Annotated in this window: 15 protein-coding genes and 5 pseudogenes; 13 read left to right on the plus strand and 7 right to left on the minus strand. The window is 67.7% G+C overall.

Going from position 1 to position 16,728, the window contains the following annotated elements:
• The first annotated feature begins 14 nt into the window (after window positions 1-14).
• The 5 genes and pseudogenes from ACFWBQ_RS11220 to ACFWBQ_RS11240 all read left to right on the plus strand — a co-directional run bounded on the left by ACFWBQ_RS11220 (window position 15) and on the right by ACFWBQ_RS11240 (window position 3,599).
• Window positions 15-467, plus strand: coding sequence for a serine hydrolase domain-containing protein (locus tag ACFWBQ_RS11220; protein WP_385486537.1), 453 nt, complete (start codon window positions 15-17; stop codon window positions 465-467).
• Window positions 468-557: 90 nt separating this feature from the next.
• Window positions 558-1,535: pseudogene (locus ACFWBQ_RS11225) on the plus strand (FAD-dependent monooxygenase); the annotation flags it as partial.
• A gap of 158 nt (window positions 1,536-1,693) precedes the next feature.
• On the plus strand, window positions 1,694-2,125 hold the full coding sequence (locus ACFWBQ_RS11230; protein ID WP_385486539.1) for a hypothetical protein: 432 nt from the start codon (window positions 1,694-1,696) through the stop codon (window positions 2,123-2,125).
• Window positions 2,126-2,275: 150 nt separating this feature from the next.
• A pseudogene (locus tag ACFWBQ_RS11235) lies at window positions 2,276-2,637 on the plus strand (cytidine deaminase family protein); the annotation flags it as partial.
• Between the two features lie 227 nt (window positions 2,638-2,864).
• The gene (locus tag ACFWBQ_RS11240) at window positions 2,865-3,599 is read left to right on the plus strand and encodes a DUF6193 family natural product biosynthesis protein (protein WP_385486541.1); all 735 of its coding nucleotides are present in this window, start codon (window positions 2,865-2,867) and stop codon (window positions 3,597-3,599) included.
• On the opposite strand, the gene ACFWBQ_RS11245 is transcribed toward ACFWBQ_RS11240, so the two are convergent.
• A complete protein-coding gene (locus ACFWBQ_RS11245) occupies window positions 3,580-3,726 on the minus strand; it encodes a hypothetical protein (RefSeq protein ID WP_385486543.1) in 147 nt (48 codons plus the stop codon). The genes ACFWBQ_RS11240 and ACFWBQ_RS11245 overlap by 20 nt on opposite strands.
• Window positions 3,727-3,996: 270 nt before the next feature.
• Window positions 3,997-4,776, minus strand: a complete 780-nt coding sequence (locus ACFWBQ_RS11250) for an IS5 family transposase (RefSeq protein ID WP_385486545.1) — start codon at window positions 4,774-4,776, stop codon at window positions 3,997-3,999.
• 373 nt (window positions 4,777-5,149) lie between these two features.
• Here ACFWBQ_RS11250 and ACFWBQ_RS11255 point away from each other — a divergent pair, with 373 nt between their 5' ends.
• The 4 genes from ACFWBQ_RS11255 to ACFWBQ_RS11270 all read left to right on the plus strand — a co-directional run bounded on the left by ACFWBQ_RS11255 (window position 5,150) and on the right by ACFWBQ_RS11270 (window position 7,753).
• Window positions 5,150-5,593, plus strand: a complete 444-nt coding sequence (locus tag ACFWBQ_RS11255; RefSeq protein ID WP_385486547.1) for a VOC family protein — start codon at window positions 5,150-5,152, stop codon at window positions 5,591-5,593.
• A 373-nt stretch (window positions 5,594-5,966) separates the two neighbouring features.
• A complete protein-coding gene (locus ACFWBQ_RS11260) occupies window positions 5,967-6,254 on the plus strand; it encodes a hypothetical protein (RefSeq protein WP_385486549.1) in 288 nt (95 codons plus the stop codon).
• Between the two features lie 36 nt (window positions 6,255-6,290).
• Entirely contained in the window at window positions 6,291-6,491 is a 201-nt protein-coding gene (locus ACFWBQ_RS11265; RefSeq protein WP_385486551.1) for a transposase, read from the plus strand.
• 71 nt (window positions 6,492-6,562) lie between these two features.
• A complete protein-coding gene (locus ACFWBQ_RS11270; RefSeq protein WP_385486553.1) occupies window positions 6,563-7,753 on the plus strand; it encodes an SUKH-4 family immunity protein in 1,191 nt (396 codons plus the stop codon).
• On the opposite strand, the pseudogene ACFWBQ_RS11275 reads toward ACFWBQ_RS11270, so the two are convergent.
• The 3 pseudogenes from ACFWBQ_RS11275 to ACFWBQ_RS11285 form a co-directional block, all read right to left on the minus strand.
• A pseudogene (locus tag ACFWBQ_RS11275) lies at window positions 7,686-8,195 on the minus strand (DUF2199 domain-containing protein); the annotation flags it as partial. The gene ACFWBQ_RS11270 and the pseudogene ACFWBQ_RS11275 sit on opposite strands and share 68 nt — an antisense overlap.
• Window positions 8,128-8,397, minus strand: a pseudogene (locus ACFWBQ_RS11280) (hypothetical protein); the annotation flags it as partial. The pseudogenes ACFWBQ_RS11275 and ACFWBQ_RS11280, both read right to left, overlap by 68 nt.
• Window positions 8,330-9,015: pseudogene (locus tag ACFWBQ_RS11285) on the minus strand (IS701 family transposase); the annotation flags it as partial. The pseudogenes ACFWBQ_RS11285 and ACFWBQ_RS11280, both read right to left, overlap by 68 nt.
• A 767-nt stretch (window positions 9,016-9,782) precedes the next feature.
• Between ACFWBQ_RS11285 and ACFWBQ_RS11290 the strand changes: the two are divergent.
• From ACFWBQ_RS11290 to ACFWBQ_RS11305, 4 genes are all read left to right on the plus strand, one after another.
• Window positions 9,783-10,040, plus strand: a complete 258-nt coding sequence (locus ACFWBQ_RS11290; protein ID WP_385486555.1) for a WhiB family transcriptional regulator — start codon at window positions 9,783-9,785, stop codon at window positions 10,038-10,040.
• 344 nt (window positions 10,041-10,384) lie between these two features.
• Window positions 10,385-10,678 (plus strand): hypothetical protein, encoded by a 294-nt coding sequence (locus ACFWBQ_RS11295; RefSeq protein ID WP_385486557.1) that lies wholly within the window; start codon window positions 10,385-10,387, stop codon window positions 10,676-10,678.
• 716 nt (window positions 10,679-11,394) lie between these two features.
• Window positions 11,395-13,335: an ATP-binding cassette domain-containing protein gene (locus tag ACFWBQ_RS11300; protein ID WP_385486559.1), complete on the plus strand. Its 1,941-nt coding sequence runs from the start codon at window positions 11,395-11,397 to the stop codon at window positions 13,333-13,335.
• A complete protein-coding gene (locus tag ACFWBQ_RS11305; RefSeq protein ID WP_385486561.1) occupies window positions 13,332-13,907 on the plus strand; it encodes a class I SAM-dependent methyltransferase in 576 nt (191 codons plus the stop codon). Before ACFWBQ_RS11300 ends, ACFWBQ_RS11305 begins: the two co-directional genes overlap by 4 nt.
• A 659-nt stretch (window positions 13,908-14,566) precedes the next feature.
• On the opposite strand, the gene ACFWBQ_RS11310 is transcribed toward ACFWBQ_RS11305, so the two are convergent.
• Window positions 14,567-15,043 (minus strand): SRPBCC family protein, encoded by a 477-nt coding sequence (locus ACFWBQ_RS11310; protein WP_385486563.1) that lies wholly within the window; start codon window positions 15,041-15,043, stop codon window positions 14,567-14,569.
• A gap of 686 nt (window positions 15,044-15,729) precedes the next feature.
• On the minus strand, window positions 15,730-16,623 hold the full coding sequence (locus ACFWBQ_RS11315; protein WP_385486565.1) for a hypothetical protein: 894 nt from the start codon (window positions 16,621-16,623) through the stop codon (window positions 15,730-15,732).
• Window positions 16,624-16,728: the final 105 nt, after the last annotated feature.

The following is a 16,728-nucleotide window of genomic DNA, read 5'->3' on the forward strand; positions in this document are numbered from 1 at the left end:
GCATGATTGACCTCATGGCGGTTCAGGTCATTGTCGAGGCGGCCATCGTGTCGGGGGACGGGATCGGCGTGCCAGTGGCTGCCTACGTCGTGGCCGAGTACTGGCCGGCTTTCGCCCGGCACGGCAAGAACGGGATCACGGTCGGTCACGTGCTGGGCCATGTCACCGGCCTGACCTGTCCGCCGCCGGACCTCGCTCCCGAAATTCTGTTCGATCAAGGCGCGGCGACCGAGCTGTCGACCGTACCCCCGCACTCGGAATCATGTACGGCCACCGATGACCAGGATGGGACCTACGGCCGGCTGGTCGCGGAGATCCTCTGTCACACGACCAGCCGCACAGTCGACGAACTCCTCCGCGACGGCGTTGCCAGGCCGCTCGTCATCGAAGGCGACTACGGGTTGCATGCCTGTCGCGGCCACCCGGACGCGGTCCTGAGGCGCCGGCTGTTGTCGGCGCCGGCCTGATCACCGCCTGGACCGGCCGAAATCCCGAGACGGCATGGTTGCAGTCACACAGTGTCCCGACAGATCCAAGGTGAGCAGGAGGAGCTCGACATGCCCGTAGCAGACGCCGAGGTGGAGGTATTGATCGTGGGTGGCGGGCCGGTCGGGCTCACCGCCCGAGCGTTACTGGAACGCTGGGGCGTGCGGGTGTTGCTGGTCGAGAAACACGGCGAGCTTTCACCCTTTCCACGGGCCCGGCTGGTCAACGCGCGCTCGATGGAGATCTATCGCCAGCTCGGGCTCGCTGGCAAGCTCACGGCCTACGCGTTCGCACCGGAGTACGGACGCATCCGCTTCCGCGACACCCTGCACGACCGCGACTTCGCCACAGCGGCGATGGTCGGGATCAACGCGCCGATCCCCGAAAGCCCCGTGATCGGCGTCGTCACCTCGCAGGATCGGCTGGAACCCACCCTGCTCGCCGCAGCAGACGCACAGATGAGGTTCGGGGTCGAGCTCATCGACCTGACCGAAACAGCCGACAGCGTCGTGGCCTTGCTCATCGACCACCAACGCGGTGAAGAGACCCGCGTCCGCGCCGGTTATGTACTCGCCTCCGACGGCGCGCACTCCACCGTCCGGCAACGGCTGGGAATCGACACCACTGGCCCCGGAGCGCTGGCGGCCGTCACCACCGTCGTGTTCGACGCCGACCTCAATAGTTGGTGTACCGACCAGCCTGCCGGGGTCTACGTCACCGCGCACGGATCATTCCTCCCGCTCTACCCGGAAGGAGGCTGGGCCTGGCTCGCTCCCACACCCGAGGACGCTGAGCACGCCGACTGGCCCGGCCTCGTCTCGCGCGCCGTCGGCCCCGGCGCCGGCATACAAGCCGACGTGCTGCGGGTCCAGCACTGGACGATGAACGCGTTCGTCGCCGACCGCTTCCGCCACGGCCGGATCCTCCTGGCCGGCGATGCCGCGCACGCGATCCCGATCATCGGCGGCCTGGGTATGAACACCGGCATCGCCGATGTGCACAACCTGTGCTGGAAGCTGGCGGGCGTTCTCCACGGGTGGGCCGGACCAAGCCTGTTGGCAACCTACGAGACGGAACGACAACCCGTCGCTCACCTGACTCTCCGCCAAGCGGTGGCCAACAGCCAACTCATGTTCGAAGCACAAAGTCTGCGCCGCGAGCAGCTCCACACCAGCGAAGCACCACCGGCCCCGATCAAACTGCCCTGGTGGACAGGTATTTCGCCCAACTCGGTCTCGTGCTCGGCGTCACCTACCACTCCGACGCCGTCCTCACTGACGGCAGCACCCCACCCGAGCCATCCGACACACGCACGGACTATGTCCCCACCGCAGAGCCCGGCCACCGCATGCCACACCTCTGGCTCACACCCAACCGCTCCACGCTCGACACCTTCGGTGAATGGTTCACCCTGCTCACCCCGGACCCCGTCACCTGGGAGCAACAAACCACCGCACCAGGGGCCCTGCACATCGAGCCCCTTCCCGACGAGCACGCCGATCGCTGCGGCCTCAGCCCCCACGGAGCACTGCTCATCCGACCCGACGGCCACATCGGCGCCCGCTGGCGCGACCGCCCACCGAGCGACGCCACCCTCCACCACGCCCTCACCGCAATCACCCGCTCGACACCCCCCTGACAGCCCAGCACCCGATGACGCCAACCGTTGCCGATTCCGTGGCACCGAGACACCCGCTCTCTCGCCTTCGCGAGTGTCCGCCGGCCGGACACGGAACACGGACGCGGTCCAGGACCAGGACGACTGGGGGGAGCCGCAGTCGCTCGCCAGATGGATCTCCGTCGCACTCGCTGCCGGGGCGACAACCACACCATGGCGGCCGCAGCCCGTGCCCAGGACGGCCGGATCATCACCGCGGTGAACGCCTACCACTTCACCGGCGGCCCTGCGCCGAGCTGGTTCTCCTCGGCGCGGCAACCGCCCAGGGCGCCTACGAGCTGGACACGATCGTCGCCGTGGGCGACCGCGACCGGGAGGTCGTTCCTCCGTGCGGACGGTGTCGCCAGGTCCTTGTCGACCATTTCCCGGCCCTGAAGGTCATCGTCCGGGCAGGCGACCGCCTCCGGACAGTCTCCATCACCGACCTGCTTCCCGAAAGCTACATCTGGGCGGACCACCAGCTCGACACTGAGCAAACCGAACCTCTCAGAGCGCTGTTCGCGAGTGATTGTCCATTTCGAGGCTGGGATTGGGTAGGGCGGCCTGGGCGAGAGTGAGGATGCCAGGCTACGGACGGCCGTTGGCAACAAGCGGGCTCAACTCGCCGAGGCCGAGGAGTCACAGTGGTGTGTGCTGGTGCCACAGCGGAACTCGGAACCGAACTGCGTCACGGGTCGAAACTGCGGCACAATCTTTCTTCATGGCCACCTCCCGTGATCCAGCCGTCCTGTATCCCGACATCGCAACTGAGGGCAGCCTCGCTGCGGCACTCCAGGCCGCAGCGGACAGGGACGGCCTCGCCGTTACGTTCGAGGCTTCCGAATCCAATCCGCTGCTCCATGCCTCGGTCACGAGCATGGTTTCGCATCGGACGGTCCTGGCTATCAGTGCCTGGGCGGTCGAACGTCGTTGGGCGATCCGCGGCTGCGAGCCGTTCCAGGACATGGCGCTCGTGGAAGGCAACACGCAGGACCTCGCCCAGGTTGCTCGGGCATCGCAGGCATGGCAGGACGGGGTAGAGCTGGCCGAGATCCGTCGCGCCGCGCCGTTCGTGCACCTCACCGGGCGCTTCGAGGTACCCGACCATGATCCGGAGCGACTGACCGAGTCCGAGTGGCAGCACCTGCGCATAGAGGCCGACGAGGTGGACTGGCCGGAATACCGCGCACTCATCGCGGCCGCGTACGCCGAACCGACGCTGCGGGGGCTCTACCCGTTCACCAGCCACTGGACGCTGCGATTCTCCACTAGCACTCGCCCGCGCCTCACTGTCGTCCCGCTGTGCCTGGACGCGCATCGGCAGAAGCCTTACACCCTCAGCACCCACTACATGGCAGAGGTCCTCGCCGAGGCCACGACAGCAGAGGAGGCCGTGTCGATGGCCCTGCGTCATCTGCCCTCCGACCTTGTCGCCGTCACGCCCGGGGCGGACTGAACAGGCCGGGCTCGGCCTCGGAGAGGATGCCGCGGTCGACGAGGCGCTTGAGCTTGTGCCGCGTGCCTTCGATGTTCTTCGGGATGATGTCCAGGTCGAGGGCCTGGCACAGGTCGCGAGCCCGCATCGGCTGTCGCATCTCGGCGAACGCGGCCAGGATCTGCTGGCAGGGCCGGATGCTCCGGCACTACTGGAATCGGGGGCTCGTCGAGGTCATCATCGGCGAAGGCGAGCAGCGTCTTCCGCGTGATCCGCAGATGCTCCGCTTCCTGGTCCAGTTCGCCCAGTCGGCCGGTCATTTCGTCGATGTACGTGCGAACCTGCTCCGCCTCGGCCGCGACGGCCTGCTCGCGTGCCGCGATCTTGTCCAGCAGCGGTCCCAGCAGCTCCGTTCCGGTCATGCGTCGCGCCAGCTCGGGGTGCTGGTACCGGTGAGCCGGCGGGCTATCACGTCGGTCATCGCCCAGTAGACCCGCGACTCGGAGCTGGCCGGACGGCCCTCGTAGTCGCGGACGAGGCGGCGATGCAGCATCAAGATCCCGTAGGTGCGTTCAACGACCCATCGCTTCGCCTGCGGGACGAAGCCCCGGTCGGCTGGATTGCGCTCGACGATCTCGACGTCGATGCCCGCGTCGCACCGTGCGCGACGACCGTGCTCTTGAACCCCTGGTCGACCAGCACCTTCGACACGGTCGCCGTCTGCTGCGACGACGCGGTCAAGTAGCACGGTCCCGGCCCGGTTGTCGTGCACCGAGGCCGCGAACACGGCGACCGCGATGACCAGGCCCAGCACGTCGACCGCGAGCCCGCGCCTGCGCCCGGGAACCTTGTTCGCCGCGTCCTTCCCGGTCGTGGCGGCCGGGACGTTCACCGCGGCATGGACGCTCTGGGTGTCCAGCACCACCAGGCTCGGGTCCTCCGACCGTCCCGCCTTCTCGCGGACTTGCCAGCGCAGCAGGTCATGGATCGTCTGGTCGATGCCGTCCTCGCGCCACTTGGCGAAGTAGTAGTACGTTGCCGAGCGGGGCGGCAGGTCGTGCGGCAGGTAGTCCCGCTGGCAGCCGGTCCGGGACTGATAGAGGATCGCGTTCACGATCTCCCGCATCTCGAAACGGCCCTGGTGACCGCTGACCGTCGGATACACGGCCTCCCACGCGGTGATCACCGGCTCGCTCAACGCTCACCGCTCGTCCGTCAGGTCGCTCGGGTACCGCTTGCGCTCACCCACCCGTTCAGCCCAGCAGCCCGAACCTTGCCAATCAGCCGAGACGCCCCAGCCCCACACCATCAGGTGACGACAAATCACCCATCGCCTCGCGAACCGCCCTCTCAGCACGAGCTGACGCCGCCAGACATAAACAGGGCGAACGTTGCCTGATGCGGCACTAGTAGGGCTTGGTCAGGTCGGTGTTTGAGCCGAAGCGCGATGGTTGTCACATGGGCAGGCTTGTTGTCACTTCGCGTCGGTGCGTGGCTCTCCAGGGTCGCGGCTCTTGTCTCGCGACTGGCAGGATGGCGGGTTGAGTTGTGCGGCTGAGAAAGGAATCCCAATGTCCGTTCGCTACCAGCTGGTGATCGACTGCGCCGATCCCGACCGACAGGCCCACTTCTGGGCCGCCGCACTGGGCTATGAACTCGCGCCGCCCCCATCCGGTTTCGCCACATGGGACGACTACTACCGTGACCTGGGGCTGCCCGCGGAAGCGTTGACCGGCGGCGCAGACCGGATCAGCGACCCGCAGGGCGGTGGACCGGCCATCTGGTTCCATGTGGTCCCGGACGCGAAGGCCGTGAAGAACCGGCTGCACATCGACATCCACGCTAGCGGCGACCGGACAGACCCGATCGAGACGCGGAAGAAGCGGGTGGACGCCGAAGCCGACCGCCTGATGGGATTGGGCGCCATCATCACCGTTGTCATGTACGAGGAAGGAATCGACCACTACGCGGTCGGAATGAAGGACCCCGAAGGGAACGAGTTCGACATCAACTGAAGAGCTCGGTGACAACCAACGTGCTTTGCCATCCCACACCGGCCAGGTCACCGAGTCCCGCAGGTGTCAACTATCGTTCTTCGGCCCAGTGTTGGTGTGGGTATGCCGCGGTGACAGGTGGGGCAGACGCCGGTCCATGTCGCGAGGATGGTCTGTAGCTCGCGGACGACGCGGTAGAGGCTCAGGCCGGCGCCATGTCCTTTGGGGCTCTGGCCAGTCGCCGCAAAGTACAGAAGGCATGCGCGACGGAGACGAGGGTGACGTGGTGGTGCCACCCGTTGAAGGTGCGGCCCTCGAAGTGGGCTAGGGCCTCTCGTTTGGATCAACGTGGGGGCGAGTGCTGCGGGCGTTTCCAAGGTGGCAATCTGGGGCGATGCAGCCCTGGAGCCCATTTGTTGCGAACGATCTGCGGCACCTGCTCAATGAGTGGGACCCGATCGGCGTCGCCGACGATTCGCAGGACGAGTACGACTGCATGCTCGCCCCCATGCTCCGGCGGCTCCGTGGCGGTGCCAAGGAGACGGAAATCGGTGAGTTCCTGCGGCACGAGGTGGAGGAGCACTTCGGTCTCGATTCTCTTGGCCTGCGACCGGAAGCGATGGCCACCCGAGTGGTCGCCTGGTGGGCAGCTGTTGGGAAAGCTGACGGCCGCAGCGCGTAGCCGCTCCCTCCAGATCGTCGGATCGTTGGTCCAGGTGTGTCGTTGGCTGACGCGCAATGGGCGCGGATCGAGCCGTTACTCCCAGACCGTAGGCCGAAGCGAGGCGGCCGGTGGAGGGACCACCGAGAAGTGATCGCCGCGATCGTGTGGAAGCTTCCAAACCGGATCAAAGTGGGTGCACCTGCCGGAGAAGTACGGCAACGGCGACCCTTCGTCGCGTACGTAGCCTGGAGCTGACCCGTTGTCAGTGGTGGCTCCTATCGTCGTGGCCGTAAAGAGAGTCACGGCACAACAATCACGGGGGATCCATGTCCGCGACCAGCATCATCGTGCCCGCGCATGTACTGCCTGCGTCCATCACGCACGAGGCGACCCGCCGCCGCCTCACCGGGCCCGGACTGCCTGCGGAGCACGCAGTGATCCGGTTCGGGCCGCTTGCCGAGGCCAGGCTGGTGCCTGTCCGGGATCTGCTCGCCGAGGGGGCCGACCCAGACAAGCTCGATCCGCACATTGCGGACCTGCTGCTGATCGGACACCTCCGCTGCGAGGAGCACGACGCCCAGGAAGTCGTCCTCGACGGGGCCACAGGCCGGGTTTTCAGCATGTACCTCTCACCCCGCCGGATCGACCCGATCCCTCTCGCCCCATCCGTCGATGCTCTGGCGTGGTTCCTCGGACATGTGGACGACCTCCGGTTGCTGCGGGGCAGGTTCGCCGTGTTGGCGGGGCGGACCGGCACCGACGTAGTGGCGGAGGCATCGGCCCTGCTGATGTCTGTCTTCACCGACGTGGACTGGGGCGACGACGGCTGGGGCATCGCGGGCCCGGCGTCCGCTTGGGAGCATTCCCTCCCTGCGATCTGGCGGATCGCAGCCGTCATCCGACCGCTGGCTCTGGTCGCGGGACCGGGCGGGGGCCTTCGGCTGGACCTGCCGACGGGTCTGTTGGACGAGGAGTTCGGCCCGGAAGAGATGGTGCGTGTCGAACCATCTGCGCTGCCAGTGGCTCTGGTCCACGCGCCGACTCGTCGGTTCCTCACGGAGGTCGGGTTCCCGACGGCGGAGCTCATGTTCTGCCTGTGGCGCGACGAATCCCTGCTCCGGACACTTGCGGAGGTCACGATCACCACGGACGACGACTCCGGCCGGATGCCGGCCGACGCGGACAACCTGGTCTGCCTGGGCAGCCTGATCCATGACTTGGAAGTCGTGATCGACGGCCGTACAGGGTTCCTCTCGTACCACCACTACGGTGACGACACGACGACTCCGGTCAACGCCGACATATCCACCCTGGCGTTCACGATGTGGATGTACAGCCGGGAGCGTCGGCTGAACGATGAGCACGGCTTCACCCAGGACTTCTACCACCAGCTCGCAGACACGATGGTCGAGGTTCTCTCGTCGGTGGACCCCGTCGCCTGCCTCCCCTCTACAGGCGAGGAGGACTACCGCTACTGGCCCGAGGTGTTCCATGACGCGGCGGGAGGCGTGCTATGAGTCCGGCGGCGCGCTTCCCGAGGCCCTCGTACGCGGGGGCCGGCGGCAGGGCGATACCACCCCAGCGGTCACCGAATGCCACGGCGCGATCGATCTCCACTGCGGGTATGCCGTGCCTGAGCCATATATGCGCGTGGGGCCGGATGTCCGGGTGCGGGACGCGAAGTCCGTGCGCCTCGACGAAGTTCCGGGCTCTGCGCTCAGGCCTTCCGGAGCCTGAGGGGTCAGCGGAATACGTGCGTCTGCCGTCACGGTCGCTCGTCGCCGACGGGGTGGAGCACGGCTGCGACAATCTCCCGTACTCGGTCCTGGGTGATCCCCGTGCGCTGTTCGACTGCGAGGGGATGGTCGGTTCGAGCTCGACGAAGGGGCGCTGGCCAACCGGGCGGGTGTGGACGTTGGTCTTGAGGTTGAGCGTCGTGGGCGAGTAGACCGGCAGGTCGGTGGTGAGCCAGCTGAAGTACGGCTTCTCGGACTCCCGGCCCGGGGCCCCACAGGTCCGCCGCGCGGGAGAAGTTCTCGCGACTGAGGGAGACCCAGACAGCCCAGGAGAACGCCTCTTCTGCCGATGGCCGACACGCCGTAGTTGAGGCCGCGGGCCTGTAGGCCGAGGCGGAAGGCCGCGGCATCGCCGTATCCGGCATACGCGATGGCCAGCGGCACCTCGATGCCCACGAGCGGGTCTCATCGAGCATGTCAAGCGCGAGCTGCCATTTCTCCACATGCCCGATGTCGTCGGGGATACCGCAGGCGGCGCGGCGGGCGACCTTGTCCGGATCCGCCTTCACGGATCCGGGCGCCCAGGTCTAGGGCAGGAACAGCCGCCAGTCATCCGCCGCCGAGGCATGATCCGAGGCCATGTGCAGGAAGACGCCCACCTGGCAGTTGGTGGCCTTGCCCACGGTGCCGGTGTACTGCCGCGACGCACACGCCGAGGCATTGCCGTCCTTGAGGAACCCGGTGTCATCGAAGACCAGCGCGGTGGGCCGGATCGCCTTTTCCATCCTCCAGGCCAGCCGGGCGCGCACATGCGCCGGATCCCCCGGGCTGGTGGTGATGAGTGGGGCCAGGGCCTGACGGTTCCCGTCGCCGCCCAGCCGGGCGGCCATCGGCTCGACCGACTTACGCTGCCCGTCCGTGAGCAGGCCCCGCAGGTAGACCTGCCCCCACCGACGCTGGTCGTTCCTCGCGAACGGCTCGAAAACCTCCGCCGCGAAGTCCTCCAACTCGCCACGTACAGCAGCAATCCCGTCCGGAGTCACACCCTCTCCACGCAACACCGAGCCAAAAGGAAACGCTCACCACAAGCGACCTGGCCAAGGCCCTACTAGACGAGGAGCAGATGGCGTACATCGACCGGATGAGCGACTGGGCCGACGCGCATGACGCGGTCGTGGATGGCATGGAGGAGGACAGACGGCCATTGCGGCAGGCGGCCGAGCGTGTGCAGATGTTGGGGCCGGAAGCGGTCGGGGATGCTGTGAACCGGATGCTCGACACCGTCGCCAGCTTGGCAGTGGAAATCGGGATGCAGTACGCCGGCGGCGGCCGAGCGCTACTTTGCCGTGGAAGGCGCTGGACGGGTCGTCCGGTGAGCCGTGCAGGAAGTACAGGAGCGGGCAGCGCTTGCCGGGGTTGGCCGCATAGTCGCTCGGCAGGATGATCCGGATGTTCTGCTCGCCGTGGACTTCAGCGGACTTCACCGTGATCACGAAGTTGGTGCCGGTGTTCGTCGGCGCCGGGGCGGCGGCGGTCGTGACCTGGGTCAGCCCGAACCCGTCGGCCAGCAACGGCTGTCCCTGCCATGTAGGGGCACGGGACTCGGCTTCGGCGATCGCGTCGAGACCACCGGTGCTGAACTGGGCGAAATGCGAGGTGAACCCCGTCCGTCCGGGAGTACGCGCAGCGCCGTCCCGGAGTGTCGTATCGGGAGCAGGCTCGCTGCCCATGGAAGGTGGCGACGTTTCAACTGCCGACGACCGGTGAGCCGAGCAGGAGCGAGTCCTACGCTCACAACACAGGAGGACTGATGGACAACTGGCGTGCATCCGCAGCCTGTCAGAACGTCGACCCCGACCTCTTCTTCCCGGTGGGGACCAGTGGCCCCGCTCTGATCCAGGCCGAGGAGGCGAAGGAGGTATGCCGGCGCTGCCCCGTGCGCGAGGCATGTCTTCGATGGGCCATGGACGACTCCCGTCAGTTGACGGGAGTGTGGGGCGGCCTGGGCGAGGAAGAACGGCGCGCTCTGAAGCGGCGGTTGCGCCGCCGGGCGAGCGAGGTGAGTTGAGCTCAGTTCCGGGGCTGTCGCGCATCCCCGGCAGGGCAGCAGAACTCCACCCCCAGCACCCAGGTCATCACCGCGGCGGTGGCGGACCGGGCTCGTCCCGGTCACCTCGCGCCTCCGTTTGCCGTCCTCAGCCGTCCCGCTGCAGGCAACGGCCTGTCAAGAGACGGAACGCGCCGCCTCGCAGGGGTGTCAGCGCGGCGACAGGACAGGGCGGGTGGGGAACGATGACGCAAAAACGGGACGAAGGGGACCCTGATGCGGCCGCCGGGCGAGGCATGGTTCCGAACGTCAGCGCATCCGCGTCCTCGTGCGTGCTGCGCCAGGGACGACCGGCAGGTACGCACGTGCACCGAGGCCCGTGCGTTCGCCGGACGACGGCTCGCCGACCCCCGCCTGTCGACGAGCACCGGATCGGGGATCTACTGCTCGTCGTCCCGGAGTTGGCGACCAACGCCCAGCGGCATGCCGGCGGCATCGTCGGCTTCCGCCTCGACGTCGCACGCGGCAGCGCGACGGTGTCCGTGACCGACGCCAGCAGCGACGTGCCGTCATACCGGCGCAACGAGGAGATGACCCCCGGCGACTTCGCCTGGCCCATTTGGGCACTGGTTTCCTGGATCATGTGCGGAGCCAGATGAAGAGGGCCGCGAGGGTAACGGTGCCGAGGTGGATGTAGGCGCGTTTCTCGTGGCGGGTGGCGACGGCGCGGAAGCCGTTGAGACGATTGATGGCACGTTCGACGGTGTTGCGTTTCTTGTAGCCCTCGCTGTCGAAGCCAGTGGGCCGGCCGCCGGGCGCCGTTGATGACGATGGCGCTGCACGTTACGTGGGCGGGGAACGTCTTGCGGTTCGTGGGGTCGTCGGCGTCGGCGAGCGCGGTGAACAGCAGGGTGAGGGAGTCGCGTTCGTCCGGGTGGCGGGCGAGGTACGCCTCGGCCCCTGTCCTGGACGACGGCGTAGCGGTGGACACCCCGGAGGATCTTGCACGAGCCGAGAGCCTCCTCACCCAGTACGCGGGAGGGTGCCTCACACGTGGCGCGGCAGGGCGGTCCGCCAGCTCATGAAGCCGACGTCGGAGGAGGGGCAGGAGCGGCCTTCCTCCGGCGTAACAACTGACGACCTCACACGCGGGGCAGCCCCGATTCGGGCTCTGTCCCGTCCAGTGGTCGTTTCGGCCAAGTCGGGTGCTCGACAGATGCCCCCAGCGCAGGCCCTTCGTGACCGAGGCCGCGCTCTCCAAGGGTTCCAGTCCGTCCGGAATCGAGCATGTTCGAACCACCTGTCCCGTCGTTAGACCAAGCGCCGCCGAGCTCGCCAGCTGTAGCACTCCCCTTCAGAAAGGATTCGGGTGCCTGTGACTGACACCACGAGCAAGCTGTACGACGAGAACGGTGAACAGGAGGATGCCTCCAAGACGCCCCTCGTCGAAGAGACCCTGACGTTCGACCATCCGGGCGGGGACAGCCTGGAACCCGCCGACCTGCTGACCGGACGCAGCATGGCCCGGCGACTTCCCTCCCTGATTCGGCGGACCTTCTCCCTGGCGTGGGAGGTCGACGGCCGGACAGTAGCGGTCCTGCTCGCCTGCCAAGTCGTCTCCGGGGTGTCGGGGGCACTCGGCCTGTTCGCCACCACCCAGGCGTTCTCCGCGCTCATCGCGACGGCTCAGGACACGAGTCGGCTCACCGGGGCGATTCCGGCCGTGTCCGTTCTCGCCGGCACGGCCGGCCTGCGGGCGCTGCTCGGCATCGCAATCCAGGCCCTGTCCAACCGGCTGTCCCCGCGGATTAGTCGCGAGGCGGAGTTCCGGATGCTGGAGGCAGCCACCAACGCCGAGCAGGCGGCTTACGATCACCCGGGGTTCAACGACCGCTTTGATGCCGCAGAGCGAGGCGTCGACGTCACCCGTGACATGGTCGGCCAGTCCCAGAACTACGTCTCCTCCCTCGCCACCCTCCTCGGGGCAGCCGGGGTACTGGCCAGCCTGTACCCCCTCCTGCTTCCGCTGCTCGTGCTGGCCGCCGTACCGCAGGCCGTCGCCGGCATCCGGGGCGAGCGCATCACCTACCTGGCGACAGTCGCCACGCACAAAGACCGTCGTGTGATGTACATGCTCCGCTGGCACCTGATCGCCAAGGACCAGTCCGACCAGGTCCGCACCGACACCCTGGCCCCCTACCTTCTGAAGAAGTACCGGGCGAGCGCGGAACGTGTGGAGGCCACCAGCAACACCGCCACCTGGAAACGAGCCAAGGTCACTCTCGTTGGGGCGGCTGCCACGGGGCTCGGGTCGGCGGTCGTTTGGGGCGCGGTCCTCCTGCTGCTGGGATCCGGCCGGATCTCCGCCGCGGCAGCCGGCACCGCCGTGTTCGCCCTGCGCTCTGCCGCCACCGGGCTGCAAGGACTCGTCGGATACGGCCGGGACCTGCTCCGCACCGGGCTGTACCTCGACGACTGGGAGCGCTTCGTCAACGAAGCCGCCGGTCAGCGCCTGGACCGAGGCACCCTCGTCCCTGGCAGGCCCAGGCACATCGCTCTTCGCCAGGTCACCTTCCGCTACCCGGAAGCCACACAGGACACCCTCCACGCCGTCGACTTCGACGTCCGCCAGGGCGAGATCGTGGCTGTGATCGGAGAGAACGGGTCCGGCAAGAGCACCCTGATGAAGCTGCTGTCCGGACTCAACCTGGCCACCAGCGGCACCGTAACCTGGGATGGCGTGAGCGTCACGGATCTAGATCCGCACGCGATGTGGCGGGAGACCTCGGTGGTCCCGCAGGACTTCGCCCGTTGGCCCATGAGCGCGCGCGAGAACATCACGCTGGGCCAACCGCGGCCGGAGGGGGACCGAGCAGTCCTGCGCGCAGCCGAGGCCAGTGGCGCCGACGACGTCCTTACGACCCTGCGGTCCGGCCTGAATACCCTGCTGGCTCGGGAGTGGTGGGGCGGAGTGGCGCTCTCGCCAGGTCAATGGCAACGCATCGCTGTGGCTCGGGCAGCCCACCGCGACGCGGGCCTGCTCGTCATGGACGAGCCCACCAGCGACCTCGACGCCAGGGCCGAGCACCGCATCTTCACCGGGCTGCGAGAGCTGGCCGGCGAGCGGGCTGTCGTCCTGGTCACCCACAACCTCGCCAATACCTCCGTCGCCGACCGAGTCGTGGTGATGGACAAGGGACGTGTCGTGCAGAACGGCAGCTTCCACCAGCTGATCAACCAGGCCGGTCTCATGCAGGACCTGTGGCACCTGCAACAGGACCGCGATGCCTACCGGCCCGAGGGAGGACGCACATGATCAAGTCCCCGCGGTCCTACTGGGAACCTCTGTGGTCGAAGGGCCGCTACTACCGTCAGCTCGCCCCCGCCGAGACCGCTCTGCTGGCCCAGCACCTCGGCCCCGGCAACGGACGCCCTGCGCTCGACATCGGGAGCGGCGACGGCGCCCTCGCGCGGCACCTCCACCACCAGCTCAGCTACCGCACCACCGGCATCGACTGCGCCCCCAGCGCCGTCGCCCTTGCCGCATCCCAAGACACCACCTCTGGCCCCAACCCGACTTGGCGGTGCGCGGACATCACCGCCGACGGCTTCAACGCCCTGCCGGACCTCGCCTACGCAGCCATCACCTGCCGCCTGGTCTACCGGTGGATGGACGACAAGCCCGCCTTCCTCGACCGTATGCGCCAACTACTCGCACCCGGCGGCTGCTTCTGGGTCGTCACCGAGATCGAGGGCCGCCGCGAGGACTCCAACGGCCTGGAGCGCCTAGGGATCACCGGCGCCGAGGCTGAGATCCTCACCGCCGGCTGGTCCATTGTTCGGATCGCTGACCTCGATGTCCTCCGCTGTTACGCACTGCGGCCCTGAAGCCCGCCTTCGACACCCGCACAACTCACTCCACGTCCGGGTGACGCCATCGGGTCCTTATCCGTACTTCCAGGCACGCCCGGTCTGCCGGTATTCCTCGACCGGGATCGGCTGTACTCCCGGACGCACCCGCGCGGTGTGCGGATAGCTTTGATTTGCCGCGCTGACGGCGGTCGCTCCCATCGGGCCGGTTCACGTCCAGCACTTCCACGCCCAGGGCCACCAGGTAACGGGACAGGGATGCCCCGAAGGAACCGGTCCCCTCCACCCCGGCCCGGCGCACCGTGCCCAGGCGGCCGGCCCACTGGTGCAGTTCGCGGTATCCGGCCGCGGTGGCCGGGAACGTTCAGTGCCGATCACTTCCCCCACCAGGGAGAGCACGGCAGCCACATGAGCGTCCCGGTACATGTCCACCCCAAGGACCATCTCCCCCGTGGGCCGGCGTCGGCGGGCACTCAGGCGCGATGGTCTCCGAGGCGCTCGTGCAGCTCATCCTGCCTGGGCACTATCACGACCGCAGGGCGCTCGTCGGCCCCGATGCCGCCCTCGACCGACCGCCAGTGGTCGGTCGTTCCGGCACGGCAGTGGCAGTCCGTGAGCTCGGCGCCTCGCGTCGACGTTGAGAGCGTCGGCAGCCGGCTCGCAGCTTGGCCCAGCACTCATCCGCCTCGGGTGTTGGAAGGTGCCTCACGAGCAGCCCCGTCATGTTCGCGCACCGCGATCCGGGCCAGCTTCGTCAGCATCATTCCGTTGCGGACCGCAACGAGGTAATCCACGGGGAGTCCGTGCATCCGGGTGCCGGGGCCCCGAAGGGGGTGCCAGTCGAGGGTGAAGAAGGTGTTCTCGCCCCAGGGAATCAAGTTCATGGCGATGCGGGCTGCACCGAAGGGATCCGCCTTCGCTTCCAGTTCCAGGCGGTGGTGGGGCTCGCAGATGCGGACAACGCAGGTGTCATCGAGATTCAGCGCCCCGGCACCGACTCGGACTTTCAGGCGGGCGCCTACTTCTGGCCAGTGCGGGTCTGCGGCAAGGACCTGCTGGGTTCCTGTCACCCACTCCCCGTAGCGGTGGCCATCGGACAGCAGACGCCAAACCTCGGACGGCGAGCTCAGGATCAGACGGCAGTTCCGGGCCACGCTGATCACGCTCCTTCTGGTGGATGCGGACATGGAAGGCGCCGCCGATCATGTCCGGCCGCCCTTGGGCTTGACCTCCAGCCTCATGCGACCGCACCACATGCACAGTCCGACAGGTCCAGACGGGTGGGTCGAGCTGCCTCTCGCACACCACAGGCAGATGGGCTGGGCCCCCCTCGGTTGACGGAACGGCTTCGGGCGGGAGCGGCCATGGGGCGCACCCCCATGGCCGCTGCCTCAAGCCGTGGAGACGATGCCACCCGCCCGCCGGAATCGAAGAGAATCGAGGAAGGCCCAGGCTCCCGGCTCGGTACCGGTGGCCTGAGCCTTTGTCGTGGTTCCTGCTGGTGGGCGCGGACGGTTTCGAACCGCCGACACCTGCTTTGTAAGTTTGATCGGTCGGCGACGTGGCCCCGAGGTCCCGCCGTCATGACGACCGGACAGAGATGCTCATGTACGCCCCTGTCCGGCGCCGTTGATGTCAGTGGTAGATGTCGGAAACCTTCTGATCCGTAGTTCTAGCCGGATCGGTCAGCAATGGCGATACCGGCTGCTATGAGGCAGCGTCCCACCCGGAGCGAAGCGGCTACAACCTACCGACCTCCGGTCTCGCGCGGGGGTGTGGTCCACACGGGGTCCCTTGGCTCTGTGGAGCTGGCCGCCGCTAAGTCTTCGACTGCGGGTAGTCACCCCGCCTTTGCGGGGTCAATCCCGGACAGGGCGGCGGCGGCCACGGCCTGTTTCACGCTACAAGCCTCCTGCTCATCGGCCGGGGCGAGCCACAGTGGTATCAGACGCGATGCCGAAGACGAGGAGTCCATGCGCAGGTAGTGGCAGGCGCCGTTGATGTGCAGCGCGAGAACGTAGACGTCACCGCCGTCAGCCTTGCCGGAGACCACGCGCACGGTGTCCCGGGCGGATACCAACCGCTTGTCCTTCAGCAAGTCCACAGCGCCCTGCGGGGTATGCGCATATCCTGCGGTAGCCATTTGCCGGTACACATACGCCCCGGTGGGCTGCCGTGCGAGCAGCTCGCCCATCTGCGCCGCGAGGCTGCCGGGCTCGCTGTCGGTCCGCGAGGCGGGGCAAGCCATGGTGGACTGTTTCACGCTATGTGCGCCGAAACCGAAGGTATAGCGGTAGCAGCGGACTGGATAGGCGTCCGCGGCGACGGTCTCCGTGCCGGGTGGCAGCAGCCCCAACATCACCTTTGCCGTGTGGACATGACCGCCGGGCTGTCCCTGCCCCGAGCCGGCGCTCAGCAGCGCTCCGCCGTGTGCCTCGACCTGGGCGACGAGCGTACCCTCGGTAAACTGGCCCCCGAAGGTGTGCCCTGGCGACCAAAAGCCCGCATTTAGGTCGCTACGGAGGTCCTGGGCGAGCTCGGCGGCCTGAGCGTCGACGGCGGACGTGTCCGGAGCGGTGATTCTCTGGTAGAGCAAGGTACCCGCCACTCCCGTGGCCCCGGCAACAAGTGCCGTCACCGTGAACAGCAGGACCCACAACCCGGCGCCGCGCCCCCGCGCCTGCCCGGAACCGGACCACCGGTCCTCTCGAGCCTCCACAGCCTGCACCGTCATGTCTTTTCCCCAGTCTCGAATGCCTCGCTGTCGCCACATCTTGCCAGCCGCCCCGTCACGCCTGCCGGGGGCTCCCGCCCGGCATGAACTCCGCCGCCGCTGCCT

Source organism: Streptomyces sp. NPDC060035, assembly GCF_042736635.1.
Lineage (GTDB): Bacteria > Actinomycetota > Actinomycetes > Streptomycetales > Streptomycetaceae > Streptomyces.